Source organism: Mesorhizobium sp. ESP7-2 (assembly GCF_020164715.1).
Lineage (GTDB): Bacteria > Pseudomonadota > Alphaproteobacteria > Rhizobiales > Rhizobiaceae > Mesorhizobium.
Map to the genome: position 1 here is coordinate 46162 of NZ_JAIUGQ010000011.1, position 23298 is coordinate 69459.

26 protein-coding genes are annotated in these 23298 nt (G+C 64.6%); 20 read left to right on the top strand and 6 right to left on the bottom strand.

Going from position 1 to position 23298, the window contains the following annotated elements; genetic code table 11:
- Nucleotides 1-84 precede the first annotated feature (84 nt).
- From LB543_RS13190 to LB543_RS13220, 7 genes are all read left to right on the top strand, one after another.
- The gene (locus LB543_RS13190) at nt 85-1056 is read left to right on the top strand and encodes an MBL fold metallo-hydrolase (RefSeq protein ID WP_224614395.1); all 972 of its coding nucleotides are present in this window, start codon (nt 85-87) and stop codon (nt 1054-1056) included.
- A 174-nt stretch (nt 1057-1230) separates the two neighbouring features.
- Nucleotides 1231-1710, top strand: coding sequence for a tetratricopeptide repeat protein (locus LB543_RS13195; RefSeq protein ID WP_224614396.1), 480 nt, complete (start codon nt 1231-1233; stop codon nt 1708-1710).
- A 335-nt stretch (nt 1711-2045) separates the two neighbouring features.
- Nucleotides 2046-2561 (top strand): DoxX family protein, encoded by a 516-nt coding sequence (locus LB543_RS13200; protein WP_224614397.1) that lies wholly within the window; start codon nt 2046-2048, stop codon nt 2559-2561.
- A 100-nt stretch (nt 2562-2661) separates the two neighbouring features.
- Nucleotides 2662-3243 carry a BA14K family protein gene (locus tag LB543_RS13205; RefSeq protein ID WP_224614398.1) on the top strand — a complete coding sequence of 194 codons (582 nt, stop codon included), beginning with the start codon at nt 2662-2664 and terminating at the stop codon, nt 3241-3243.
- Nucleotides 3244-3365: 122 nt separating this feature from the next.
- Nucleotides 3366-3689: a DUF2934 domain-containing protein gene (locus LB543_RS13210; RefSeq protein ID WP_140759626.1), complete on the top strand. Its 324-nt coding sequence runs from the start codon at nt 3366-3368 to the stop codon at nt 3687-3689.
- A gap of 210 nt (nt 3690-3899) precedes the next feature.
- Nucleotides 3900-4187, top strand: a complete 288-nt coding sequence (locus LB543_RS13215) for a PRC-barrel domain containing protein (RefSeq protein WP_140759623.1) — start codon at nt 3900-3902, stop codon at nt 4185-4187.
- 56 nt (nt 4188-4243) lie between these two features.
- Nucleotides 4244-4393, top strand: coding sequence for a hypothetical protein (locus LB543_RS13220; protein WP_224614399.1), 150 nt, complete (start codon nt 4244-4246; stop codon nt 4391-4393).
- 73 nt (nt 4394-4466) lie between these two features.
- On the opposite strand, the gene LB543_RS13225 is transcribed toward LB543_RS13220, so the two are convergent.
- Nucleotides 4467-4991 carry a DUF4145 domain-containing protein gene (locus tag LB543_RS13225; protein WP_224593376.1) on the bottom strand — a complete coding sequence of 175 codons (525 nt, stop codon included), beginning with the start codon at nt 4989-4991 and terminating at the stop codon, nt 4467-4469.
- A gap of 714 nt (nt 4992-5705) precedes the next feature.
- Between LB543_RS13225 and minC the strand changes: the two genes are divergently transcribed.
- The 3 genes from minC (at nt 5706) to minE (ending at nt 7797) form a co-directional block, all read left to right on the top strand.
- Nucleotides 5706-6548 carry a septum site-determining protein MinC gene (gene minC / locus LB543_RS13230; protein WP_224614400.1) on the top strand — a complete coding sequence of 281 codons (843 nt, stop codon included), beginning with the start codon at nt 5706-5708 and terminating at the stop codon, nt 6546-6548.
- Between the two features lie 164 nt (nt 6549-6712).
- On the top strand, nt 6713-7528 hold the full coding sequence (gene minD / locus LB543_RS13235) for a septum site-determining protein MinD (protein ID WP_027144292.1): 816 nt from the start codon (nt 6713-6715) through the stop codon (nt 7526-7528).
- Nucleotides 7525-7797: a cell division topological specificity factor MinE gene (gene minE, locus LB543_RS13240; RefSeq protein WP_023774842.1), complete on the top strand. Its 273-nt coding sequence runs from the start codon at nt 7525-7527 to the stop codon at nt 7795-7797. Before minD ends, minE begins: the two co-directional genes overlap by 4 nt.
- A gap of 84 nt (nt 7798-7881) precedes the next feature.
- On the opposite strand, the gene LB543_RS13245 is transcribed toward minE, so the two are convergent.
- Complete coding sequence (locus tag LB543_RS13245; protein ID WP_224614401.1) at nt 7882-8529, bottom strand: sulfotransferase family protein; 648 nt, start codon at nt 8527-8529, stop codon at nt 7882-7884.
- Nucleotides 8530-8709: 180 nt separating this feature from the next.
- On the opposite strand from LB543_RS13245, the gene LB543_RS13250 reads away from it, so the two are divergent.
- The gene (locus tag LB543_RS13250; RefSeq protein ID WP_140762100.1) at nt 8710-10176 is read left to right on the top strand and encodes a hypothetical protein; all 1467 of its coding nucleotides are present in this window, start codon (nt 8710-8712) and stop codon (nt 10174-10176) included.
- Between the two features lie 71 nt (nt 10177-10247).
- Here LB543_RS13250 and LB543_RS13255 read toward each other — a convergent pair whose 3' ends face one another.
- Both LB543_RS13255 and LB543_RS13260 read right to left on the bottom strand, forming a co-directional pair.
- Nucleotides 10248-11489 carry an ATP-binding protein gene (locus LB543_RS13255; protein ID WP_224614402.1) on the bottom strand — a complete coding sequence of 414 codons (1242 nt, stop codon included), beginning with the start codon at nt 11487-11489 and terminating at the stop codon, nt 10248-10250.
- Complete coding sequence (locus LB543_RS13260; protein WP_140762106.1) at nt 11486-12214, bottom strand: response regulator; 729 nt, start codon at nt 12212-12214, stop codon at nt 11486-11488. The genes LB543_RS13255 and LB543_RS13260 overlap by 4 nt, the downstream gene beginning before the upstream one ends.
- A 206-nt stretch (nt 12215-12420) precedes the next feature.
- On the opposite strand from LB543_RS13260, the gene LB543_RS13265 reads away from it, so the two are divergent.
- The 6 genes from LB543_RS13265 to LB543_RS13290 all read left to right on the top strand — a co-directional run bounded on the left by LB543_RS13265 (nt 12421) and on the right by LB543_RS13290 (nt 20317).
- Complete coding sequence (locus tag LB543_RS13265) at nt 12421-13080, top strand: hypothetical protein (RefSeq protein WP_224614403.1); 660 nt, start codon at nt 12421-12423, stop codon at nt 13078-13080.
- Between the two features lie 102 nt (nt 13081-13182).
- A complete protein-coding gene (locus LB543_RS13270; protein WP_224593363.1) occupies nt 13183-13410 on the top strand; it encodes a hypothetical protein in 228 nt (75 codons plus the stop codon).
- 222 nt (nt 13411-13632) lie between these two features.
- Complete coding sequence (locus LB543_RS13275) at nt 13633-14907, top strand: efflux RND transporter periplasmic adaptor subunit (protein WP_224614489.1); 1275 nt, start codon at nt 13633-13635, stop codon at nt 14905-14907.
- Nucleotides 14908-14911: 4 nt separating this feature from the next.
- A complete protein-coding gene (locus tag LB543_RS13280; RefSeq protein ID WP_224614404.1) occupies nt 14912-18067 on the top strand; it encodes an efflux RND transporter permease subunit in 3156 nt (1051 codons plus the stop codon).
- An 11-nt stretch (nt 18068-18078) separates the two neighbouring features.
- On the top strand, nt 18079-19572 hold the full coding sequence (locus tag LB543_RS13285) for an efflux transporter outer membrane subunit (protein ID WP_224614405.1): 1494 nt from the start codon (nt 18079-18081) through the stop codon (nt 19570-19572).
- Between the two features lie 58 nt (nt 19573-19630).
- The gene (locus LB543_RS13290; protein WP_224614406.1) at nt 19631-20317 is read left to right on the top strand and encodes an aspartyl/asparaginyl beta-hydroxylase domain-containing protein; all 687 of its coding nucleotides are present in this window, start codon (nt 19631-19633) and stop codon (nt 20315-20317) included.
- 66 nt (nt 20318-20383) lie between these two features.
- Here the strand turns inward: LB543_RS13290 and LB543_RS13295 are convergent, their stop codons facing one another.
- Nucleotides 20384-20923 carry a DUF6428 family protein gene (locus tag LB543_RS13295; protein WP_224614407.1) on the bottom strand — a complete coding sequence of 180 codons (540 nt, stop codon included), beginning with the start codon at nt 20921-20923 and terminating at the stop codon, nt 20384-20386.
- A 42-nt stretch (nt 20924-20965) separates the two neighbouring features.
- On the opposite strand from LB543_RS13295, the gene LB543_RS13300 reads away from it, so the two are divergent.
- From LB543_RS13300 to arsC, 3 genes are read left to right on the top strand one after another with little or no spacing between them, the layout of a single operon-like run.
- A complete protein-coding gene (locus LB543_RS13300; protein ID WP_224614408.1) occupies nt 20966-21319 on the top strand; it encodes an ArsR/SmtB family transcription factor in 354 nt (117 codons plus the stop codon).
- On the top strand, nt 21316-22023 hold the full coding sequence (locus tag LB543_RS13305) for an aquaporin (RefSeq protein WP_224614409.1): 708 nt from the start codon (nt 21316-21318) through the stop codon (nt 22021-22023). Before LB543_RS13300 ends, LB543_RS13305 begins: the two co-directional genes overlap by 4 nt.
- Nucleotides 22020-22439 (top strand): arsenate reductase (glutaredoxin), encoded by a 420-nt coding sequence (gene arsC / locus LB543_RS13310; protein ID WP_224614410.1) that lies wholly within the window; start codon nt 22020-22022, stop codon nt 22437-22439. The genes LB543_RS13305 and arsC overlap by 4 nt, the downstream gene beginning before the upstream one ends.
- A gap of 33 nt (nt 22440-22472) precedes the next feature.
- Here arsC and LB543_RS13315 read toward each other — a convergent pair whose 3' ends face one another.
- A complete protein-coding gene (locus tag LB543_RS13315) occupies nt 22473-23273 on the bottom strand; it encodes a DUF2182 domain-containing protein (protein ID WP_224614411.1) in 801 nt (266 codons plus the stop codon).
- Nucleotides 23274-23298 lie beyond the last annotated feature (25 nt).

Below are 23298 nucleotides of genomic sequence, written 5' to 3' on the forward strand. Positions count from 1 at the left end.
CGCAATCAGGACGGAGGGCCATGTGGCGTGGCTCCTCCGTCACCTGCACCGCCACCGCCACCGAAACCCACAGGAGAATACGCCATGTTCAGCATGTCACGCCGCACAGTGCTTCAATCCGCCGCCGCCGCTGCCGCCTTCGGCCTTGCCGGCAAGCTCGAATTCACCCGGCCCGCCTTCGCGCAGATGCCGGTGGAACCCACAGTCGGCTTCTACAAGTACTCGGTCGGCGGCATCGAGGTGACCGCTATCTATGACGGCATCTGGAAGAAGCCGCACGACCCGGCCTTCATCAGGGATGTTTCGGTCGACGACACCAAGGCGGCACTCGCCAAGGCCGGGCTGACCACCGACTTCATGCCCATTCCGCTCACCGTCGCCGTGCTCAAGATGGGCGGCAGGCTGATCATGATGGATGCGGGCTCGGGCGTCGGCCAGTGGCAGGCCAATGCCACGCATCTGCCGGCCAACATGGCCGCCGCCGGCATCGACTACAAGGCGATCGACACCATCATGATCTCGCATTTCCACCCCGACCATGTCTGGGGCCTGATGGAGAAGGGCACCAACACGCCAGTGTTCCCCAATGCCGAGCTGATCGTCAACGCCACCGAATATACCTGGTGGACCGATCCCAGCCGCCTGGCCAAGCTGCCCGAGGGGCGCAAGCCGGCGGGCAAGCGCATCGCCGAAAACTTCCCGAAATGGAAGAACTGGAGGCTGGTCGAGGATGGCGCCGAGGTCGTGCCCGGCATTCAGATCATCGCCGCACCCGGCCACACGCCGGGTCATTCCGTCTATCTCGCCAACTCCGGCAAGGAGCAACTGATGATCTCGGCCGACACCATGTATGTGCCGGCGCTTCTGGCGCCGCACCCGGAATGGCAGGGCGCTTACGACCAGGACGGGCCGACGGCGATCGCCACGCGCCACAAGCTCATCGACCGGGTGATCGCGGACAACATCCGCATTTCCGGCTCGCACTTCCCGTTCCCGGGCACCGGCGTTTTCGTCAAGGACGGCAATGCCTACGGCTTCACTCCCGTCCAGATTTGAGACCGTTTGGAAACTCTACTCTGGCGGCCATCTGAAGGCGTTTTCTGCGCTTCCGTTGCTCACGGACCCAAACGTCCGCTGCGCTACGGTTCTCGAAACCACCATCAAATGACTCGCCGGAGCGAATTTCGAAACGGTCTCTCAATGCCAGCACTCAACCAAGCGAGAAAGACAATGAAACAATCCTACCTGGGCAAGCACGCCCTGTTCGGCCTGCTCGGCGCCATTGCCGTGTTGACCGTCGTTCCCGTCGCCACGGTCATGCCGGCCTATGCGGTCGACAACATCGAGGGCGCCGACGCGCCCGACCTCACTGCCGTCAAGGCCAAGCTCGACGCCAAGGACTATAAGGGCGCGCTGGCGGACCTGCGGGACCTCGCGCAGGACAACCAGCAGGCCGATGTCTACAATCTGCTCGGCTTCACGCTGCGCAAGACCGGCGACACCGCCACCGCGCTGACCTACTACAACAAGGCGCTGGAGCTGAAGCCCGACCACAAGGCCGCCCGTGAGTATCTGGGCGAGCTCTATGTCGAGACCGGCGACATGGCCAAGGCCAATGAGCAGCTGGCCTCGCTGCAGAAACTGTGTCCCGCCGGCTGCGAGGAGCTTTCCGACCTGCAAAAGGCCATCGACACCAAGGTGACGAAGTAGGGCGGCGGCGCAAGTTCCCCCTCACCCGGATTGCCAACCGAATTGCAAGGGCAATTCGGGGCAATCCGACCTCTCCCCAAGGGGAGAGGAGGAGCCGGCACAAGCGCAAGCCTCTTCTCCCCGGCGGGGAGAAGGTGGCCGCGCAGCGGCCGGATGAGGGGGCCTTGGCGTGAACCTCAACGCGAAATGAACCAAAGTTCGGGCGCTCGTGGCTGGCGCCCATTGCCGGAGCCGGCGCCTCTCCCTCGAGCCGGCTCCGGCCCTTTCAAGCATCACATTCGGCAAGCGCCATCCCCGCGCGCGCCCGCATGGTGTAGAAATATCGGAGCCCGACCATGACCCTGAACGAACGCGCCGCGAAGCTGCACACCCTCGCCACCAAACTCTATGTCAGGGATGTGACCCTGCTTGTCGGGCGCATGCTTATGTCCTTCATCTTCCTGCATGAGGGCGTCACGCTGGCCACGCATTTCGAGGGCGCCGCCAAGGCCATGGCAGCCCTTGGCGTCGGCCTGCCGCTGTTCATCGCCACCATCGCACTGCAACTGGGGGCAGGGCTCTCGGTGGCAACGGGCCTGCTGACGCGGCCGGGCGCAGTCGGGCTCGGCCTGTTCTGCCTGGCCACGGCCATGCTGTTCCACACCAACTTCGCCAGCCAGAACGAACTGCTGCATTTCGAGAAGGATCTGGCCATATCAGGCGGCATGTTCGTGCTGGCCGTTGCCGGCGCGGGCCGGTTCTCGCTGGACTGGCTGTTGGCCGGCTATTTGCAGCAGCGGCGGCGCGACAAGGACATGGTGGCGGCGCTGCTGGCGGTCGAGAACCAGTTTTCCCTGAGGCTGCCGGTTTGAGGACGAGCTGAGCCCGCGCGCCCACGCACGCTTGCGCGCGCTGTGCTGGAACCAGCCTTGATGCTCCGCATTCTATGAGCAGTGACTGAAGGAGCGTGACGTGAAAGCGATTCTGGCACTGGTCGGCGGCTTCGTCTTGACCCTTGCGGTCTTCGGCAGCGGGTTGGGCTTTGCCGCCTGGCTGCTTGCCGCCAAGTCCCCGCATGAGGCAAGGCCGACCGTCAGCGTGGCGGAGCTGTGGACCAGGAACGCGCGGCCGGTGAACAAGGCGGCGCAGAACCTCCAGCGCTTGCCGGCCGACCAGCCCGCGCCGCCTGATATCGCGGCCAAGGAGCCGGCACCCGACCCGGCCGCGACCGGCTCGACCGCGCCCGCAGCGGCCGAACTGCCGGCGTCGCATCTCCAGTGGTGCGCCAGCCATTACCGCTCCTACCATCCCGACGACAACAGCTACATGTCCTATAGCGGGCGGCTGCGCCCCTGCGTCTCGCCCTATCTCGACGCCGGCGCCGACCGGGGCGCTTCAGCCGAAGTCAGCTATGCCGAGACGGGCGACGCCGCTTCCACGACGGCGCTTTCCCCCGATCATGTCGATTCCTGCTTCAGCCGCTACCGCTCCTACCGGCCCGAAGACAACAGCTATCAGCCCTATTCCGGCGGACCCAGGCGCCAGTGCGAGTAGCCGCCGGATGGGACCGGGCGCGGCTGAAAGGCGGCGCCTTGCGATGCCCGGCGATCACGCAGATTTTTTGGATCGTTCGGATCGGCGCGGCGTTCATGCCTCACATGAGTGGAGGAATCGAAATGAGCGACGACCGCGACGACAAGATCAGGAACCGCGCCTACGAGATCTGGCAACGCGAAGGCGGCGCGCATGGCGACCATGACCGGCACTGGCGCCAGGCCGAGATGGAGATCGACCGGGAGGCCGCCCTGCCGCTCACGGCCGGCGACGCGCTGCCGCAGACCGGCGAGATCGCCAGCACCGACGTTCTGACGGTGGAGGAACTGGCCGTCCGCACGGGCATATCGGGCGACGAGGCGCAGGAGCTGCTCGACCGCCTGGGCAACGACCGCGCCGCGATCGAGCAGGCCGCGCGCAGCCTCAAGGCGAAGAAGCGCAGCTAGGCCACCCAATTTCCAAGGGAAAACCGTTTCAGGCTTTTCCTGGAATTGCCCTGACCAGCGCACGAAAACGCGGCGCCGCCGGTACCCGGCGCCGGCGGTCTGGTGCGGTCTGTCCGGCGTCACCCCAAAGGCATCGGCGACATGAAATCGGTCGGAACCCTTGGCCGCCTCGGAGGTTCACCCTGTCCAAACCCGAGAGGAGATGCACTGATGGACCACGCAAATCACGTAAGGCTCCGCCCCGCCGAACTGACACCGGACACGCTTGAAGGCGCGTCCATCTACGGCCCCCACGACGAGAAGATCGGCTCTGTCGACCATATGCATGGCAGCGGCCTGGTTGTCATCGATGTCGGCGGCTTCCTCGGCATCGGCGCCAAACCGGTCGCCGTCGCCGCCAACGAACTCGATTTCATGCGTGACGAGGACGGCGACGTCCACGCCGTGACCAACTGGACCAAGGACCAGCTGAAAGCCATGCCCGAACACCGCGACTGACAAAAAGAAGGGCTCGGCGACGGCCGGGCCCTTCGTCTTTTCCAAGGGAGAGACCGATGATCAGGAAGCTGAAAGACGGAAGATACCGGCTTTATTCAAGGAAGAAGGACGAGAAGACGGGGAAACGGCGGAATTTGGGGACGTTCGATACGCGGGAAGCGGCGGAGAAGCATGAAAGGGAGGTGCAGTATTTTAAGCGGGGTTGAGGGGGTGAGCGTCTATCTAGTCTGCGAAACAGACAGACAATTCTCTGCCTAGTTAATGGGGCAAACTTCTCTCCTAGGACGGCGGAGCCCCGTCTGGGGGCGACAGAGGAGTTGCAGGTTTTGCTCCAAGATCTTTCTCAAGTGCTTTGATCTTTTCAGGCAACACGTAGAGATAAGATATCAAATAATCCAGCAATTCGACTATGCCCCGAGCTACGGCTTCTGTAGGTTCACGTTCTTCGTGAAAATGGGCGCCAAGATTGCCTCCCGTTCGAATCACATGTGATAAAGCTGTCAGCGGTTCCGCGAGACTGGAATCAGCTTTCACGATTTCGATAAGCTTCATAAGGGACTCTTTTCGCTTCCCTTCCGGAACTCGGTATTTAAAAATGCCTTCCAACGTCACGCGACCGGCCACCGCCGTAGCCCCGTAAATTTTGGCATTGAACGCATCTATCGTTGCGAAAAGAGAGTTGCGCAGGCGTTCAGGGATTCCGTCCGACAAAGTCGGATAGGGATATTGGGCAACGGCTGGTGGGTACATAAAAACGGCGATGGGATTGCCTACCTCATCTTTCGGCTTTGGGGTGTTACGCACAGACCAAAATCGGACCCCGCGCTGGCACGCGGGGCAGACGGCGTTTGCCGCTATCGTTGTCCGGTTGGGGTCTTCAGTATGGTGACTCAGTGAGAAAATCACCCGCTCGTTACAGTGCGGACATATGCCACTAATCACACTAGGTGCCCGCGCGCCCGCCGCCCCTTGAGGTCCCCACCTTACAACGGAGCTAAAATTAACCTCTTGCATGAATTTCCCCCCTAACTCCAGGATCCCTCAGCAGCTTGCATTGGCACAAGCTTAGCTGCGGTACTTTGCTCGCCATCGGCTGCCTGCCGCCGACCAGCATACGTGACTAGAGCCTGGTTGCAATTACTGGATGGAACTCTGAATGACTTTCTGCGGGCAAGCGAGAATTCTGCTCCGAAGGTGGGGCTCGATAGAGATGAGTAATGATAAGGATGGTAGCAGTAAGGTGGACGCTGTAAGCGGCAGGACCGCCTAGAATTTTCTTACGGCCCTGCTTTCAAGCAAAGGCCTTTGGCAAGTCGCCATGGCCATCGTGGCAGCGAGTTTGGTTCTTGGCTATTTCACTCTCTCTGCTAAGGGCGTGCGCAGCGGATAATTACGATAGCGCGGCTCTCGTGGAAGCTGTCAAGAAACCTCATTCTAGCTCTCTCTGATCCCTCCCCATTAACCATTCGTTAACCATTAACCCCCTAGCGTTTACCTCTCAGTAAGGATTCGCTGGCCGTGACCTTTGCCGCCCCCGTCGAAACAAAATCCATTCGCTTTCGCGCCCGTTCGTTCGTGGCCTTCACGCTCACCCCGGAGGCGCCGATTTCCGCCTGGCTGGAGGGGCTGGATCACTGGATCGGCAATTCGCCGGGGTATTTTGCCGGGCGGCCGGTGGTGCTCGATTTGAATGTGCTGAAGCCTGAGGTCGCCGATATCGCGCTGCTGGTCGCTTCGCTCGGTGCGCGTGGCATCCGGGTCTATGCGATTGAGCTCGAAGGGGCTTCGCTGGGGCTTGACCTGCCGCCGCTCTTAACCGGCGCCAAGGAGGCGACTTCGGACGGCCTGCTTTCCGGCCGCAAGGGCAAGGCGGAGGCGGCTGATGAAGCCGGCAAGCTGGAGACGGTGTTTTCGGAGCGCGGCAAGGATGCCGGCAAGCCCGCAGAGGGCAAGCCGGTCGAGATCAAGGCCGAGGCCGGCAAGGGCAAGGCTGCCAAGGCTGCTGAAGCCGGCGCGGTGGATGCTGTCCAGGCCGGCACACTGATGGTCAAGTCGCCGATCCGGTCGGGCCAGTCGATCTTCCATCCGCATGGCGATGTCATCGTGCTGGGCTCGGTCGCGTCGGGCTCGGAAATCATCGCGGCGGGCTCGATCCATGTCTATGGCACGCTGCGCGGCCGCGCCATCGCCGGCTCGCAGGGCAATCGGTCGGCGCGCATCTTCTGCCGCAAGAACGAGGCGGAACTGATTTCGGTCGATGGCTGGTACACGACGGCCGAAGAGATGGAAGGCGTCTCGCGCGGCAAGGCGGTGCAGGCCTTCCTCGAAGGCGACATGCTCGCCGTCGTGCCGCTGAACTAGGGCGGCGCGATGCGGACGCCCGGCTTCACGGTTCCGGCCCCGACAGGCGCCGGAGCACCATCGCCGGGCGCAAGCCTCGGACCGGTTTGGGATGGCATGATGGCAGGCTCTGACAACAACCGTGCGGCGCACGGCAACGACAACAGGCAACGGAGGCTTTTTCCATGGGCAAGGTAGTGGTCGTCACATCGGGCAAGGGGGGCGTCGGCAAGACTACCTCGACGGCCGCGCTGGGTGCCGCGGTCGCCAAGACCGGCAAGAAGGTGGCGCTGGTCGATTTCGACGTCGGCCTCAGGAATCTCGACCTGATCATGGGCGCCGAGCGGCGCGTGGTTTTCGACCTCGTCAACGTCATCCAGGGGCAAGCCAAGCTGTCGCAGGCGCTGATCCGCGACAAGCGCGTCGACACGCTGTTCCTGCTGCCGGCCTCGCAGACGCGCGACAAGGATGCGCTGACGGAGCAGGGCGTCGGCGAGGTGATCGACAAGCTGCGCTCGGTGTTCGACTATGTCTTCTGCGACAGCCCGGCCGGCATCGAGCGCGGCGCGCAGCTCGCCATGCGCTTTGCCGACGAGGCGGTCATCGTCACCAATCCCGAAGTGTCGTCGGTGCGCGATTCCGACCGCATCATCGGCCTGCTCGACGCCCGCACCATGCGCGCGGAACAGGGCGAGCAGATCGCCAAGCACGTGCTGGTCACCCGCTATGACGCGGCACGCGCCGCGCGGGGCGAAATGCTGTCGATCGACGACGTGCTGGAAATCCTGTCGGTGCCGCTGCTCGGTATCATCCCGGAAAGCCAGGATGTGCTGCGCGCCTCCAACCTCGGTTCGCCGGTGACGCTGTCGGAGCCGCTCAACAACGCCGCCAAGGCCTATCTCGAAGCGGCAAGACGGCTGGAAGGCGAAGATCTGCCGGTGGTGGTGCCCTTCGAACGCAAGGGCTTTCTCGACCGTCTGCTCGGAAGGAGGGCCGCATGAGCATCCTCGACCTCTTCAAGCGGCGCACCAGCGCGCCGGTGGCGCGCGAGCGGCTGCAGGTGCTGCTCGCCTATGAGCGCCGCAGCCGTGGCCAGCCCGATCTCGTCTCCATCCTGCGCGAGGAGATCATGGCTGTGATCGCCAAGCATGTGCAGATCGATCAGGACTACCTTCAGGTCTCGATGGATCGCGGCGAGACCATGTCGACGCTGGAAATCGACATCCAGATCCCCAACAAGAGCGCCGTGCCGCTGGCCATGGCGGGGTAAAACGCCGCGCTGTTTCCTCGCCCCTCTGCAGAGGGGGCGAGGTACCCGGATCTGCCGGCCCGGCACCGCCGGCATTCGTCCAGGTCAGTTCAGCGAAAATCTCGACCTGAAGCCCGCGGCGCTGTTGCGATTGGGATAGTCCTGATCCGGTATCGCAACGCCGAGATGGGTGCACAGCGGTTCCCAGCCATCGCCAAGAGCGTGGACCAGCAGCCGCTCCGGTGGCACCCCGGCGTACACGGCACGGACATTGGCCTCGTAGCAGGCAATGGCATGCGCTCGATCGCCGGGCCGGCCGCCGAACACCTGCCTGGCGATCAGGGCAAGGCCCAGCGATTCCTGATCCACGCTTTGCTCAAGACCCGCCGCGATCGTTTTTTCAAAACTCTCCCACCAGCTTTCGGCCGAACGGTAGGTCAGGATCACCCTGGCATCCGGATAGAACTCGATCAGTTCGCGCCAGTAATACGCCGAGGGCCAGTCCAGACAGGAGACATAGCCCGAGAGCAGCTGGTTCCAGTTCGGCGCGGCACCTTGGGCCAGCGCACGCCACATCCGTTTCTGCTCCTCGTTGCCGATCACTTCATGCATGTGATGACAGGGGCCGAAGCCGAGAATGGCCAGCGCCTCGCGCATCGAATCCGTGCCCGTCCGGCCGAAGCCGGTTCCGATCACCTTGATCGACATCTCCACGCCCTCCCGTTCGACCTGCAGGCCGTTTGCCGGCTGCATATCAGGCTGCACGCGACGTTCACACCGTCGCGAACGCCGGCTGCTTGCGGCATCCAAATCGCCAATGTTGCAAATTTACATTTTCCACCGGGGCCTTCCCTTGCGGAATAAGCGGATGTAAGGATACATATTAGCAGTTTATTAAATATCTGGGTTTGGTTGCGTAAGAGGGAGTTCCGTATGAACTTCAAGAGCCTGATCAAGCGTGCTGAAGACGTAGACAACGCACTCCAGGAGTTACAGGACGATCTGGCCGACGCCCTGGATGCCAGCCTCGATAGCGAATTCGAGGACCCGCCAAAGGGCGACGATGTCCCGGATCCTGCGTCAGGCGCCGACGCCTCGCCAGTCCAAGCCGATGCGCCACAAGCGGATGCCGCGGACGCTCCCGATGCGGCGGGCAACGCCGAGACCGCCGAAACCGCGCCACGACTGACGCCTCATGCCCAGACCCGGCTGGCGGCACTGAATGCCTTCGAAGGGATGTTCCACGACGCCAGGGATTATCTGGACGAGATCAACGGCAAACTGTCGGAGATCTCGACCTCGCACCATCTGACGCGGGAATTCCTCAACATCCTCCACACCGACATTCTTCGCGCCAATGAGCTGGAGCTCGCAAATGCCGGCCTGATCGCGGAGCAGAGAACGCTGTCGGAAAAGCTGCACGACACGGCGGCAAAGCTGCGCGAGCGTGACGGCGCGTGCGAATTGCTGCAGCAGCGCGAGACGACCCTGGTCCAGGACCGGGAGACGCTTCGCGCAACGCTCGCAGCGGTAAGGCTCGAACTCGCGGAGATGGCCAATGCCAACGCCAAACGCGACGCGGAGTTCGGCGACATCGCCAACCGGCTGACGGCCAGGACGGTCGAGGCCAACAGGCGCCTGCGCGAGAGCAAGATGCTGCGGGAGAAACATGTCAGCCTGTCGGCCGAGCTCGACAAGGTGCTGAAGCGGGAGACCCAGACGCGCCACAGGCTGGACGAGCTTTCGGCAATCCACGCCAGCGAAGCGGCGCGGCTTGCCGAACTGATGGCGGCGCTCGGCAAGAGCGAGAAAGAGGAGATCCGGCTGCAGAAGGCGCTCGAGGCCACGCAGGCGAAGCTGGCGGAAAAGACCGAGTCGGCCAGCATGATGGAAGGCGACTGGGAAGCCGAACGGGCTCGCGGCCAGACGGAAATGCGCGGATTGCGTTCCGAGATACAGGACCTGGAATCGCGGCTGGAGCGGGCCTCGAACGAGAACAGCGCGGCCGCCGCCGAGATCGCCAGGCTCAAGACCGAACTGGACGACGCAGTGGCTGAAAAGAAGATCGCCGATGAAAGATTGTCGGCGCTCACGGACGAGAACGAAACCGACAAGATGAGCCTTTCCAAAGCGAACGCCAATCTTTCGCAGATTGCGCTGCAACAGGCATCGGAAGACATACAGCGGGATGTCCAGCGGCAGGAATGCGAGGACCTGCGGGCCGAAATCGCGTCGCTCAACGCCCGGATCAAGGAATTGCTGCCCTACGAGCGGCTCCACAAAGCCACCAACGGCAGATCGCGCGAGGGCGAGGTGGTCGAGATCGCCGCCGTGGTGGCCGAGAAAGCCCGTGCGACGGGCAGGCGGACCATGCGCAGAAATCTGCGCGCCACGTCGTAGCTCGCTGCGCAGGCCTCGCTGCTTGGTTTGGGCTGCCTTTGACGACGCGGCCGGCCGCCGACTGGACGCAATCACACCGCGTCAAACACCACGGTCTGCGCCAGTCCGCCGCCCTGGCGGTTCTCCAGCGTCACGGTGCCGCCGTAGCGCTCGATGATTTCCTTGGCGATGGCGAGGCCGAGGCCGGCGCCGGGAATGGATTGCTGGCGGCCGGGGTCGACGCGGAAGAAGGGCTCGAAGGCCTTGTTGATGAGGTCGGGCGGAATGCCAGGGCCGATGTCCGAAATCGAAAGTATGGCGCGCCCGTCGGCGACATTGAGCGCGATCGTGCAGGCCTTGCCGTGGGTGGCGGCGTTGACGATCAGGTTGCGCAGCGCGCGGCGCAGGCCGAGCGCGCCGGCGCGCACCGAAACCTTGTCGAGATGCCCGATCGAGACGGAATGGCCGAGCGTGGCCATCTCGGCTGATATGTCGCGCACCATCTTTTCCAGGTCCAGCGGCTCGACGGCATCCTGATTGACCTCCTCGCGCACCAGGCGGATGGCGCTGTCGGCGATGCGGTCGAGCTCGTCGAGGTCGTGCAGCCACTTGTCGCGCTCCTCGTCGAGGAATTCGGCGCGCAGCCGCATGCGCGTCATCGGCGTGCGCAGGTCATGGCCGGCGGCGGCCACCAGCCGCATGCGGCTTTCCATCGCCGTCTTCAGCCTGGACGAGAGCTGGTTCAGCGCATGCGCGGTCGCCTTGACCTCGGCCGAGCCCACCTCGGGCACCGGCGCCAGCACGCCATCGCTGCCGATCTTGGAGACGGTGGCCTCCAGCATTTCGAGCGGCCGGATCAGCACCGATGTGAAATAGACCGAGACGGCGGTGGCGCCGGCCACGATCAGCGAGATCCAGCCGGCGAGCACCAGCCATTCGCGCCTGGGCGGATCGATATGGGCAATTTCCAGGATCGCCCAACGGCTGTCGGGCAGGCGCATGGAGGCACGCTGGGCGGGTTCACCCGGTTTGTCGCTGACGACGGCCAGGACGTCGAAACCTCGCCGGCGCAGCAGATCATTGAGCATCGCCGTCTCCTGCCGGTCCACCTTGCCATCGGCCGGTCGGTCGCTGAATTGCACCCGCAGCACATCGGGTATGGGCCCCGGCAGCAGCCGCACCACGAGCTCCATCTGCTGGGCAACCCAGGGCACGACGAGTTCCGGCGGCGGCCCGCCGCCGCGCACGCTGAGCACGGCCACCGTCGCCAGGCCGACGACGCCGACGATCGAAGCTACCAGCAACAGGATAAGGCGGCGGCGCAGCGAGTTCACGCCTGCGCCTCCACCGTCTCGACGCGCGCGGTGAGCTGGTAACCGCCATTGCGCACGGTCTTGAACAGCGGCCCGTCGCCGGTGTCGGTGAACTTGCGGCGCAGCCGGCTCATCAGCACGTCGACCGAGCGTTCGAGCGGGTCGCGCTCGCGGCCTTGCGTGAGATCGAGCAGCTGGTCGCGCGACAGCAGCCGGCCGGGGCGGTCGAGGAAGACTTGCAACAGGTCGAATTCGGCGCCGGTGAGATCGACGGCCGCGCCTTGCGCATCCGTCACCTTGCGGGTGTCCGGCTCCAGCCTGTAGCTGGCGAAGCGGTAGGCGCGGGGCGGGGGCGCCGGCGCCGCCTCTTCCGGGGTCGAGCGCCTGAGCACGGCACGGATGCGGGCGGTCAGCTCGCGCGGGTTGAACGGCTTGCCGAGATAGTCGTCGGCGCCGAGCTCCAGCCCGATGATGCGGTCGACATCTTCCTTCAGCGCCGTCAGCAGGATCACGGGGATATGCGGCTTGCGGTCGCGCAAGGCGCGACAGATATCGAGCCCAGAACCATCCGGCAGCATGACGTCGAGCACGGTGAGGTCGAACTGGCCCGAGGCCAGCTTCTGCTCGCATTCGCGCCGGTCGGCCGCCACCGAGACGCGAAAACCCTGGCCGTCGAGATAGCGCCCGAGCAGCGTCCGGATTTCGCGGTCGTCGTCGACGACGAGGATATGGGGTTGTGACTGCATTGCCGTGCCCTCTGCTTGGCGCCGATTATAGGGAGAGCGCGCGCAAGCGGCATGGAAAATTGCAACGCAATGTTTCCGGCCGGCTCATGGAAACGTTCGGAAACAAATTGCCCTTTTGCGGAAACCTTCGGCAACACGCCGACGCGAAGCAGACAAACACGCTTCCTATCCTCCCGGCGTCCAAGGCATGGATGAAAGGAACCGTCATGCGAAGCAGACTTCTTGCGCTCGGCCTGTTTTCCGCCGCCGCCATTCACCCCGCGCTGGCGGCGCAACCCGATCCTGGCGCGGCACCCGGCGAGCCGCCGGTCATGGCAATGCAGGATGGTCCAGACCATGGCCCGATGCGGCATGGTCCGCAAGGTTGGGGCCTGCAGGGTTTTGGCCCGCACGGTTTCGGGCCGGAAGGTTTTGGCCCCCGCCGCCTGGGGCCGCCGCCGGAATTCATGCTGGCCGCCTGGCTTGCCGCGCTCGAAACCCGCGTCGGCATCCGCAGCGAACAGCTCGACGCCTGGCGCGACTACACCAGCGCGCTGCAGGTGGTGCTGTCGCCGCGGCGGCCTGATCGTGGTCCGCAGGCGAAAGGCCCCGATGCGGGTGCTGGCGGCACGCCCGATCCCTTCGCCTTCCAGGAAAGGCTGGCCGACGACGTCACGGCGCGCGCCGCCTCGGCCGCGAAGCTGAAGGACGCGATCGCCGAGCTGCGCGCCAAGCTCACGCCAGAACAACTCGAAATCCTCGCTTCGGCGGAACGCCCCCACGGACCACCCCCCGGTCCCTGGGGCGGCCCGTCGAATGATGCAGTCGGTCCTGCAGGCCCGCCCAATGAAGGCTCGATGTCGCCTCCCCGGCCCGGGAACGGCTGACAACAGACCGGCTGCGCCGGCCGGCTCCGGTACTCAACCCGTTCCCGGGCCGGCCGGTTTCCCTTCCGGGGTGGTGGATCGCGCCATCCCGGATTCACCCTCATGCAACAAGGCACGACAATGTGGGAAGCCCTGATGCTCTTGCGGCTGATCGCATCGCTCGGCCATGCCGGGCGCGCCAGTCATGCGGCGCTGCCCGGGCGCGCCAACGACGCGGCGCTGCCCGCCGACACGCTGAAGGGCGCGATCCGGCTGGAATTCGCCGCCTGGCGCCTGTCGCTCCCGCTTGCGCACCGGCCCGACGAAAATCATGACCGCAAGATCGCGTGAGACTTGGCAAGGCGCTTGGCATGTCGGCGCTGATCGGCATAATGACGCAGGGGCATCGCAGCCAGCCACTCGATCCTCGAGTGCGCTCCACCCGCGAAGCAGGAGCGCGACATGAGCCGCTTCGAAGCACTGCTCGACACCGCCAGCGTTCGGCCTCGCCCCTCCTTGCACGATCCCATGCCCAGGCAGCCACCGCACCTCAAGCGAAAGATCATTCAGCCCATGTCTATCCAGTCCAGCCAGTCCTTCCCGCCGGTTCGCCGGCTCGCGCCCTGGACGGCGCTTGCCGCAGCCCTTCTCGTGGCGGCCTGCTCACAGGAGCAAGCCAAGGCTCCCGCGGGCATGGGCGGCGTCGGCAAGCCGGAAGTCGGCGTCGTCACGCTGCATCCACAATCGGTGGCGATCACGGCCGAACTGCCGGGGCGCACGGCGGCGTCGTTGATCGCCGAGGTACGCCCGCAGGTCGACGGCATCATCCAGCAGCGCCTGTTCAAGGAAGGCAGCGAGGTGGCGGCGGGACAGCCGCTCTACCTCATCGATCCGGCGAGCTACAAGGCGGCCTATGACAGTGCGGTCGCGGCGCAGCAGAAGGCGGCGGCGGCGGTGCCTACCGCGCAGGCCAAGTTCGACCGTTATGCCGGCCTCTTGAAGCAGAACGTTGTTTCCAAACAGGATTATGACGACGCCGCCGCCACGTTGGCGCAGGCGCAGGCGGATGTGGCTTCCGCCAAGGCCAGCGCCGAAACCGCACGCATCAGCCTCGACCGCACCTCGATCACCGCGCCGATCGCCGGTCGCATCGACAAGTCCACGCTGACGCCGGGCGCGCTGGTCACCGCCAACCAGGAGACGGTGCTGACCACGATCCGTTCGCTCGATCCGATCAATGTCGACGTCACGCAGTCGAGCACCAATTTGCTCAACCTGCGCCAGGCGATCTCGGAAGGGCGGCTGAAGTTCAGCGGACCCAATGTCAGCGTCAAGCTGAAACTCGAGAACGGCACCATCTACGCGCAGACCGGCAAGCTGGAATTCGCCGGCGCCAATGTCGACCCGACCACCGGCACATTCGCGTTGAGAGCCGAGTTTCCCAATCCCGACCGCCTGCTTCTGCCCGGCATGTATGTGCGGGCGCTGGTCGAGGAGGGCGTCGCCCAGAACAGTTTTCTGGTGCCGCAGCGCGGCGTCACCCGCAACACGAAGGGCGAGGCGACGGCCATGGTCATCAATGCGCAGGGCAAGGTCGAGACGCGCGTGCTCGCCGTGCGCAACACCGTCGGCAACAACTGGCTGGTCGACAGCGGTGTCGGCGATGGCGACCGCGTCATCGTCGAGGGGCTGCAGCTCGTGCGCCCCGGCGGCGACGCGACCGGCGTCGAAGTGACGATCGACGAGGCGACCGGGGAGATCAAGGACCGCGGTCAGACATCGGCTTTGCCGGCCCCATCCAAGATGGCCAGCACGAGCCAGCAACCCGCCGCCTCGACCGGGAACTGAGACGATGTCAGCATTTTTCATCAACCGGCCGATCTTCGCCTGGGTGATCGCCATCGTGATCATGCTGGGCGGCCTGCTCGCGCTCACCACGCTGCCGATCTCGCAATATCCGCAGATCGCGCCGACCACGGTCAACATCAGCGCCACCTATCCCGGCGCCGACGCGCAGACGGTCGAGAATTCGGTGACCAAGATCATCGAGCAAGGCATGACCGGCATCGACAATCTCGACTACATGACGGCGACGTCGACCTCGACCGGTTCGGCCTCGATCACGCTGACCTTCACCAGTTCGGCCGATCCCGACACGGCCCAGGTGCAGACGCAGAACAAGCTGCAATTGGTGCAGTCGCAATTGCCGCAGGTGGTGCAGAGCAACGGCATCACGGTTTCAAAATCGTCGACCGGCTTCCTGATGGTCATCGGCTTCGTCTCCGGCGACGGCAAGATGAACTCGACCGATCTCGCGGACTATGTCGACGCCACGGTCAACGACACGCTGAAACGCGTCGAAGGCGTCGGCTCGACGCAGCTGTTCGGCTCGGGCTATGCCATGCGCATCTGGCTCGACCCGGACAAGCTCGCAAAATACGCGCTGATGCCGAACGACGTGGCGAGCGCCATCGAGGCGCAGAACACGCAGGTTTCGGCCGGCCAGCTCGGCGGCCTGCCGGCGCGCAAAGGCCAGCAGCTCAACGCCACGGTGACCGCCAAGAGCCGGCTGCAAACCGCCGAACAGTTCCGCAACATCATCCTGAAGAGCCAGACGGACGGTTCGCTGGTCCGCCTCAACGACGTCGCCACCGTCGAACTCGGCGCCGAAAGCTATACGACGCAGGCCCACTACAACGGCAAGCCGGCGGCCGGCGTCGCCGTCAACCTGGCGACCGGCGCCAACGCCATCAGCACCGCCGAAGCGGTGCGCTCGACGATCAACCGGCTGAGCTCGACCTTCCCGCAAGGGGTCGAGGTCGTCTACCCCTACGACACCTCGCCCTTCGTGCGGCTGTCGATCGAGGAAGTGGTCAAGACGCTGGCCGAGGCGATCGTGCTGGTGTTCCTGGTGATGTTCATCTTCCTGCAGAACCTGCGGGCGACGATCATCCCGACCATCGCGGTGCCGGTGGTGCTGCTCGGCACGTTCGGCGTGTTGTCGCTGTTCGGTTATTCCGTCAACACGCTGACCATGTTCGCCATGGTGCTGGCCATCGGCCTGCTCGTGGACGACGCCATCGTCGTGGTCGAGAATGTCGAGCGCGTCATGGCGGAGGAAGCCTTGTCGCCGAAAGAGGCGACGCGAAAATCGATGAACGAGATCACCGGCGCGCTGGTCGGCATCGCCACCGTGCTGTCGGCCGTGTTCGTGCCGATGGCCTTCTTCGGCGGCTCGACCGGCATCATCTACCGGCAGTTCTCGGTGACCATCGTCTCGGCCATGGTGCTGTCCGTGCTGGTGGCGCTGGTGCTGACGCCGGCCCTGTGCGCCACGATCCTGCGGCGGCCGAAGGACCATGCGACGCAGACGGGTCCGTTCGGCTGGTTCAACCGGATGTTCGATCGCGGCACGACGGCCTATCGCGACGGCTCGCACGGCATCATCAACCGGTCGTGGCGATTTCTTGCCGTCTTCCTCGCCATCGTCATCGCCGTGGGCTGGATGTTCGCTCGCCTGCCGAGTTCGTTCCTGCCGGAAGAAGACCAGGGCATCCTGATCACCAGCGTGCAGCTGCCGGTCGGTGCGACGCAGGACCGAACCGAGCGCGTTCTGGCTGAGGTGACCGATCATTATCTCAAGGACGAAAAGGATGTGGTCGACGGGGTCTTCACCGCCTCCGGCTTCGGTTTCGGCGGCGCCGGGCAGAATGTCGGCATCGGCTTCGTGCGGCTGAAGGATTTCGCCCAGCGCAAGTCGCCGGCGTCAGCAGCACAGGCGATTGCCGGGCGCGCGATGGGCGCCTTCCGCAAGATCACGGATGCGCAGGTCTTCGCGCTGGCGCCCCCCGCCATCCAGGGTTTCGGCAACACCAACGGCTTCGATTTCTACCTGCAGGACGTCAATGGCGCCGGCCACGACGCGCTGATACAGACGCGCAACCAGCTTCTGGGTCTTGCGGCGCAAAGCAAGCTGCTCGCCAACACGCGCCCCAACGGCCAGGAGGACCAGCCGCAATTCTCGGTCGACATCGACCAGGAGAAGGCGAGCGCGCTGGGCGTCAGCCTCGCCGACATCAACAACACGCTGTCCAGCGCCTGGGGCAGCGACTATGTCAACGACTTCATTGATCGCGGGCGGGTGAAGCCGGTCTACATGCAGTCGGACGCGAATTTCCGCATGCAGCCGGAGGATCTCGACAAATGGCAGGTCCGCAATGCCAGCGGCGCCATGGTGCCGTTCTCGGCCTTTGCCTCCAGCCATTGGACATTCGGCTCGCCCCGGCTCGAACGCTACAATGGTTCGGCGGCGGTCGAGATCCAGGGCGCAGCGGCAGCGGGCGTGAGCTCGGGCGCGGCGATGGACGAGATCGACAAACTCGTCGCGCAACTGCCGGCCGGCTATTCACATGAATGGACCGGGCTGTCACATCAGGAGCGGCTTTCGGGCAACCAGGCGATGTCGCTCTACGCGATCTCGGCGTTGGTCGTGTTCCTGTGCCTGGCGGCGCTCTATGAGAGCTGGTCGATCCCGTTCGCGGTCATGCTGTCGGTGCCGATCGGCATCTTCGGCGCGTTGGCGGCGGCAAGCCTGTTCGGCCAGACCAACGACGTCTATTTCAAAGTCGGTCTGCTGACCACGATCGGTCTCGCCGCCAAGAACGCCATCCTGATCGTCGAGTTCGCCATCGAGCGGCAGACGGCCGGCATGGGGCTCGTGGAGGCGACGCTGGAGGCGGCGCGACAACGATTGCGGCCGATCCTGATGACGTCGCTGGCCTTCATCCTCGGCGTCACGCCGCTCGCGATCGCCAGCGGCGCCGGCTCAGGCGCGCAGAACTCCGTCGGCATCGGCGTGATGGGCGGCATGATCGCGGCGACTGTGATCGGCGTGTTCCTGGTGCCGCTGCTGTTCGTCACGGTGCGGCGCATCTTCAAGGGCAGGGTGGCCAAACCAGATCCTGGGCAGGATACGGGCGAAACGCCGGTGACGGCCAACCAGCAATAAGGGTTCTTCACATGACAGGTCTTGAACGTGGCTCGGTGGCCGCGGGGCGGCTCCTTGCGCCTATTCTCGGCGCGGCCTTGCTCGCGGGATGCGTCGTCGGGCCGGACTACCGGACGGCCATCCTGCCGATGCCGGCAAACTGGAGCGGCCAGAAGCCGACGAAATCCGTCCATCCGGCGCAGCTTTCGCAATGGTGGCAGCGCCTGCGCGACCCGCAGCTCAACACGCTTGTCGAGGAAGCGGTCGCCGGCAATCTCGATGTCGCCACGACGAAGGCCAAGATCCGCGAGGCGCGCGCCAGCTATCGCCAGTCCGCCGGCACATTGCTGCCGTCGGTGGATGGATCCGGCTCGGTCACGCGCAACAAGTCAGCCGAGACGACATCTGGCACCAATTCCGTCTACGCGGAATACCAGGCCGGCTTCGACGCCAGCTGGGAACTCGACCTGTTCGGCGCCAACCGCAGAGGTGTCGAGGCGGCACGCTATGGGGTGGACGCGTCCGAGCAGGAATTGCGCTCGACCCTTTTGACCCTGGTCGGCGATGTCGCGTCCGACTACACCCAGGCACGCGGCTATCAGGCGCGCATCGCGCTCGCCCGGCGTTCGGCCGCGTCGCAGCGGCAGACCGCCGAACTCACCCGCACCATGGCGCAGGCGGGCACTGCGACCGCCGCCGATGTTGCCAAGGCGATGGGCCAAGCGGCCAGCACCGAGGCCGCGGTGCCGACGCTGGAGGCAAGCTATGCCGAAGCGCTGCATCGCTTGTCGGTGCTCACCGGCCGGCCGCCGGCGGCACTCAACGAGCGCCTGAAGCGCAGCAAGCCGATCCCGGCGCCACGCCTGCCGATGCCGACCGGGATTCCCGCCGATATCCTGCTGTCGCGTCCCGACGTGCGCATGGCCGAGCGGCAATACGCGCAATACAACGCCAAGGTCGGCCAGGCGGAGGCCGCGCGCTATCCCACGGTCAGCCTGACGGGAAACATCAGTACGGCGGCCCTCAATCTCGGCGACCTCGGCAAGAATTCGTCCATCGGCTGGTCCTTCGGGCCGACGCTCAGCGTGCCGCTGTTCAATGCCGGGCAGCTGAAAGCGGCCGTCGAGGTCGCCCAGGCACAGCGCGACCAGTATTTCATCGCCTACCGGTCTTCGGTGCTGACCGCGCTCGAGGATGTCGAGAACGCACTCGTTGCGCTGGCGCAGGAGCGTATCCGCTTCGGCAAGCTTGCCGCGTCGGCGAAATCCTATGGCGATGCGGCACGTCTCGAAGGCACGCTCTACAAGGCCGGCGAGACCAGTCTTCTCGACATGCTCGACGCCCAGCGCTCGCTCTACTCGGCCGAGGATTCATTGTTGCAGAGCCGCGTCTTGCTGGCGACCAACTACATCGCCCTCAACAAGGCGCTCGGCGGCGGCTGGAACGGCGCGGTCGATAGCACCAGGCCTGAGATCGTCGATGTCGGGACCGGGCCACGGATAGTATCGACGCTCACGACGCAATGAACAAAATGTGCAACCCGAACCATCGGCGGCCCGTTTATGGTGTCCTCGAGGCAATGAGATGTCGCGCATCTACGATCTTGCATCCAATGGGGTCCGGCGTGTCTATGAAAAGCGCATAGACGCGCCGGCTATCCTCGATGCCGCCAGCGATTTTCCGAACGCGGCGAAATTCATCGCCGCCTGGCGCGGCATACGCGACGAAGCGCTTGCCGTGCGGCTGGGCGGGGCGCCGCGCTTCCACGACATCATGCCGGAACAGGCCGACATCTCGGCCAATGACGGTCTCGACTGGCGCATGTTCGTGCTCAAGGCCTACGACATCGGCATACCCGAAAACCTGGCGCGGATGCCGGTTCTGAGCCAGTTACTGGCCGAGTGCCCCGAAGTCAAATCGGCGGCCGTCTCGTTCCTGGCGCCGCGCAAGCACATTCCCAGCCATCGCGGACCGTTTCGCGCCATCATGCGCTTTCACCTCGGCCTGGTCATACCGCGGCAGGCCGATGGCCGCCCGGCGACCATCATGATGATCAATCATCAGGAGAAGCGGATCACGGATGGCGAAGGCCTGCTCTGGGACGACACTTTCCCGCACGAGGTGTTGAACAACGCCGACGAGCCCCGCATTGCGCTGCTGCTCGACGTCTGGCGTCCAGGAATGCCGCTGGACATGGAAGTCCTGTCCCGGTTGATCGTGCGCGGCGTGCAGGCGGGAATGCGCCACAGGGGCGTGTCCTTCTCCGGCTGAACCTGGGAGCGCGAGCACCCTATCTCTGAGTGAGGCGAGGGCCTTTCCTGCTTTGCGGCGAGCGACTTATCCGCAGCAAGGTTGCGAGCCGGCGGAAGGCTCGCAACAGGCCTTGGCTTTCCGCTCTTCCTCCAGCCAACGGTCGCGCGGCTTGCAGCTTGCAGGCCGGGGCGAAAGCTCGACATGTACCGCGCCGTCGGCCAGCCGGGGAAGGGCGGCCCGATAAAGCGCGATCGGGCGTACACCGTCGCTGACCTCGAAAGTGAGCCGGGCGGACGGATCGAGGTCGACATGCTCGGTCACCTTGCGGATGATCGCGGAGAATTTCCCGGCCGGCATATGCGTGCGGTCGCCCTCGTCGACGTCCCAGAGCTGGATGAAGATCTCGACCCAGGCTTCCGGATTGGCGCCGCAATCCAGCGCGGCGAACGTGCCCGCCTTCACCTCGGTGACGTGGTAGCCGGGCTTTACCGGTCGGCCATCATGGAAAAACACCAACGGCCTGTCCTTGTGACCGGCCAGAAAGCCCAGGAGGCCAGCGATGGCGATGTCCTCGGGATCACTGACGATGGTGGGTTCAAATTCCCGATTGTCAGAGACGAGCATGTGCGGTAATCCTTGTTTCAACATTTCTAGGATTGTTGAAATATGGATGAACGTCAAGCCCTGTCTGCCTTCGCGGCCCTTTCGCAGGAGACGCGTCTGCGCATCCTGCGGCATCTGGTGATTGCGGGTCCGGATGGAATTGCCGCAGGCGCTATCGCAGAGAGGGTCGAGGTCTCGGCCTCCAATGTGAGCTTCCACCTGAAGGAGCTCGGGCGGGCAGGGCTGGTGAGCGTGCGCCGCGATTCCCGATCCATGGTCTACAGCGCCGAATATGACGCGCTGAGCGGGCTGATCCGCTTTTTGATGGAGGATTGCTGCTCCGGAAGGCCCGAAATCTGCGCTCCGGCGCTGGCGCCGAGCTGCTGCGCGGCCGATGCGCAGGAGACGGTTCGATGACAGTCGAGCGTCAATTCGACCTGCCGCGACGCCTGGTCGCCGAAGGCCTCGGCACGGCGCTGCTGGTGGCTACGGTCGTCGGTTCAGGCATTATGGCGCAGTCGCTGACGAGCGACGGCGCGCTGGCACTTCTCTGCAACACGCTGCCAACCGGTGCGAGCCTGGTCGTGCTGATCACAATCCTCGGCCCAATATCCGGTGCCCATTTCAATCCGGCAGTGTCGCTCGCCCTGACGCTTTCGCGCCGCCTGTCGGCCAGCGATTGCATCTTGTACATGTTGGCTCAACTTGCCGGCGGCATTGCCGGAACAATGATCGCTCATCTGATGTTCGGCCTAGCGCCGCTGGCGCTGTCGACGCATGGCCGCACCGGCGCCGCGCAATGGCTTTCGGAGGGCGTTGCCACCTTCGGCCTGCTCGCGGTCATTCTGGCCGGCCTGCGCTTCGAACGTGCGGCCGTGCCCTGGCTTGTCGGCCTCTATATAACCGCTGCCTACTGGTTCACCGCCTCGACGTCCTTCGCCAATCCCGCGGTCGCGGTGGCGAGGGCGTTCACCGACACATATTCCGGAATCAGCTGGGCAAGCCTTCCCGGCTTCATCGCCGCCGAGCTCGCCGGCGCCGGCTTAGCGTTGGCGTTGATGACGTGGCTGCTGCAACCGCAATCCGAAATCCAACCTCTTGTCGTCGAGGCCAGGCCATGACCGTCACCATCTATCACAATCCCGACTGCGGCACCTCGCGCAACACGCTTGCCATGATCAGGGCGAGTGGCGAGGAGCCGGTCGTCGTCGAATATCTGAAACATCCGCCCAGCCGGGACCGCCTGCGCCAGCTTATCGCCGCGATGGGAATTTCGGTGCGCGCCTTGCTGCGCGAAAAGGGCACGCCCTATGCCGAGCTTGACCTGACTGATGCCAAATGGACCGACGAGCAACTGCTCGATGCCATGCTGGAGCATCCGATCCTGATCAACCGGCCGATCGTCGAGACGCCGAGGGGGACGCGGCTGTGCCGGCCGTCCGAGCTTGTGCTCGACCTGCTCGACCATCCGGTGAACCATTTCACCAAGGAAGGCGGCGAGGTGGTCACCGGTGACCGTGGCACGATACCAGACTGACTGTAGAGGGCGCCGTCGAATGCGATCAAGCCATCACATTCCAGCCATGGCTTCGGCTGCCGGAAAAGTCGGCAGTAACCGTGGAACGACCAGCACCGCCGCGCCGTAGAGCAGCAAGGCGGCGCCCGCCAGCCTTGCTACCCTCTCTCCCATCGGGAAGGTCTTTTCCGCAAAGACCAGCAGCGTGACCACGGCCATGACCGCGATGTTCATGATCCCGAGCGGGAAGAGAGTGAGAAACAGGAGCCAGCAGCAGCCCAGGCAAAGGAGCCCATGCTCCAAGCCCATGCGCACCGCGCCCCAGTGCCCGTCGCGCCATGAGGTCAGGATGAAGCTCATTGGAGTACGGCATTTGGCCAGGCACAAATCCTTCAGCGGCGAGAGCTGGTAGGCACCCGCAACCATCAGCAGCGCGCCGCCGATGCGAGCGGCCGTCGCTGTGGACATTCCCTCTCGCCCGGCAATATTCTCCGCGCCCGCCGCGCCGGCAAAAGCGAGTACGCCCGACAGGCCCCAGACCAGCATATACCCCCCCACGAATACCCAGGTCGAGACAAAGGTTGCGCCGGGCCCCCGCCGCCCGGCCTGGACCTGGTGAAACGTCAGGATCATGGGGGCGGCCGTCGGGAACATCATGGCGACCATCATGATGATCCAGACGACGAGGAACAGTAGCGCATTCATGCCCATCGTGGGCGTGTTCATGGCCATCGGCATGTCCATGCCGATCTGCCACCGGATGAGCATGGCCCAGGCCGCGGCGGCAACGGCGATCAGCAGCGCAGCGATGATGTTTCGCTGCAGCGCCAGTGGCGGGGTCCCAGCATCGAGCATGGCCCAAGTCCGTTCCGATCGAGCA

Bases quoted from the DNA above. Each gene is read 5' to 3' on its own strand.
- LB543_RS13190 (WP_224614395.1), top strand. From the start codon at position 85: ATGTTCAGCATGTCACGCCGCACAGTGCTTCAATCCGCCGCCGCCGCT.
- LB543_RS13195 (WP_224614396.1), top strand. From the start codon at position 1,231: ATGAAACAATCCTACCTGGGCAAGCACGCCCTGTTCGGCCTGCTCGGC.
- LB543_RS13200 (WP_224614397.1), top strand. From the start codon at position 2,046: ATGACCCTGAACGAACGCGCCGCGAAGCTGCACACCCTCGCCACCAAA.
- LB543_RS13210 (WP_140759626.1), top strand. From the start codon at position 3,366: ATGAGCGACGACCGCGACGACAAGATCAGGAACCGCGCCTACGAGATC.
- LB543_RS13215 (WP_140759623.1), top strand. From the start codon at position 3,900: ATGGACCACGCAAATCACGTAAGGCTCCGCCCCGCCGAACTGACACCG.
- LB543_RS13220 (WP_224614399.1), top strand. From the start codon at position 4,244: ATGATCAGGAAGCTGAAAGACGGAAGATACCGGCTTTATTCAAGGAAG.
- minD (WP_027144292.1), top strand. From the start codon at position 6,713: ATGGGCAAGGTAGTGGTCGTCACATCGGGCAAGGGGGGCGTCGGCAAG.
- minE (WP_023774842.1), top strand. From the start codon at position 7,525: ATGAGCATCCTCGACCTCTTCAAGCGGCGCACCAGCGCGCCGGTGGCG.
- LB543_RS13245 (WP_224614401.1), bottom strand. From the start codon at position 8,529: ATGCAGCCGGCAAACGGCCTGCAGGTCGAACGGGAGGGCGTGGAGATG.
- LB543_RS13250 (WP_140762100.1), top strand. From the start codon at position 8,710: ATGAACTTCAAGAGCCTGATCAAGCGTGCTGAAGACGTAGACAACGCA.
- LB543_RS13260 (WP_140762106.1), bottom strand. From the start codon at position 12,214: ATGCAGTCACAACCCCATATCCTCGTCGTCGACGACGACCGCGAAATC.
- LB543_RS13265 (WP_224614403.1), top strand. From the start codon at position 12,421: ATGCGAAGCAGACTTCTTGCGCTCGGCCTGTTTTCCGCCGCCGCCATT.
- LB543_RS13270 (WP_224593363.1), top strand. From the start codon at position 13,183: ATGCAACAAGGCACGACAATGTGGGAAGCCCTGATGCTCTTGCGGCTG.
- LB543_RS13275 (WP_224614489.1), top strand. From the start codon at position 13,633: ATGTCTATCCAGTCCAGCCAGTCCTTCCCGCCGGTTCGCCGGCTCGCG.
- LB543_RS13280 (WP_224614404.1), top strand. From the start codon at position 14,912: ATGTCAGCATTTTTCATCAACCGGCCGATCTTCGCCTGGGTGATCGCC.
- LB543_RS13285 (WP_224614405.1), top strand. From the start codon at position 18,079: ATGACAGGTCTTGAACGTGGCTCGGTGGCCGCGGGGCGGCTCCTTGCG.
- LB543_RS13290 (WP_224614406.1), top strand. From the start codon at position 19,631: ATGTCGCGCATCTACGATCTTGCATCCAATGGGGTCCGGCGTGTCTAT.
- LB543_RS13295 (WP_224614407.1), bottom strand. From the start codon at position 20,923: ATGCTCGTCTCTGACAATCGGGAATTTGAACCCACCATCGTCAGTGAT.
- LB543_RS13300 (WP_224614408.1), top strand. From the start codon at position 20,966: ATGGATGAACGTCAAGCCCTGTCTGCCTTCGCGGCCCTTTCGCAGGAG.
- LB543_RS13305 (WP_224614409.1), top strand. From the start codon at position 21,316: ATGACAGTCGAGCGTCAATTCGACCTGCCGCGACGCCTGGTCGCCGAA.
- arsC (WP_224614410.1), top strand. From the start codon at position 22,020: ATGACCGTCACCATCTATCACAATCCCGACTGCGGCACCTCGCGCAAC.
- LB543_RS13315 (WP_224614411.1), bottom strand. From the start codon at position 23,273: ATGCTCGATGCTGGGACCCCGCCACTGGCGCTGCAGCGAAACATCATC.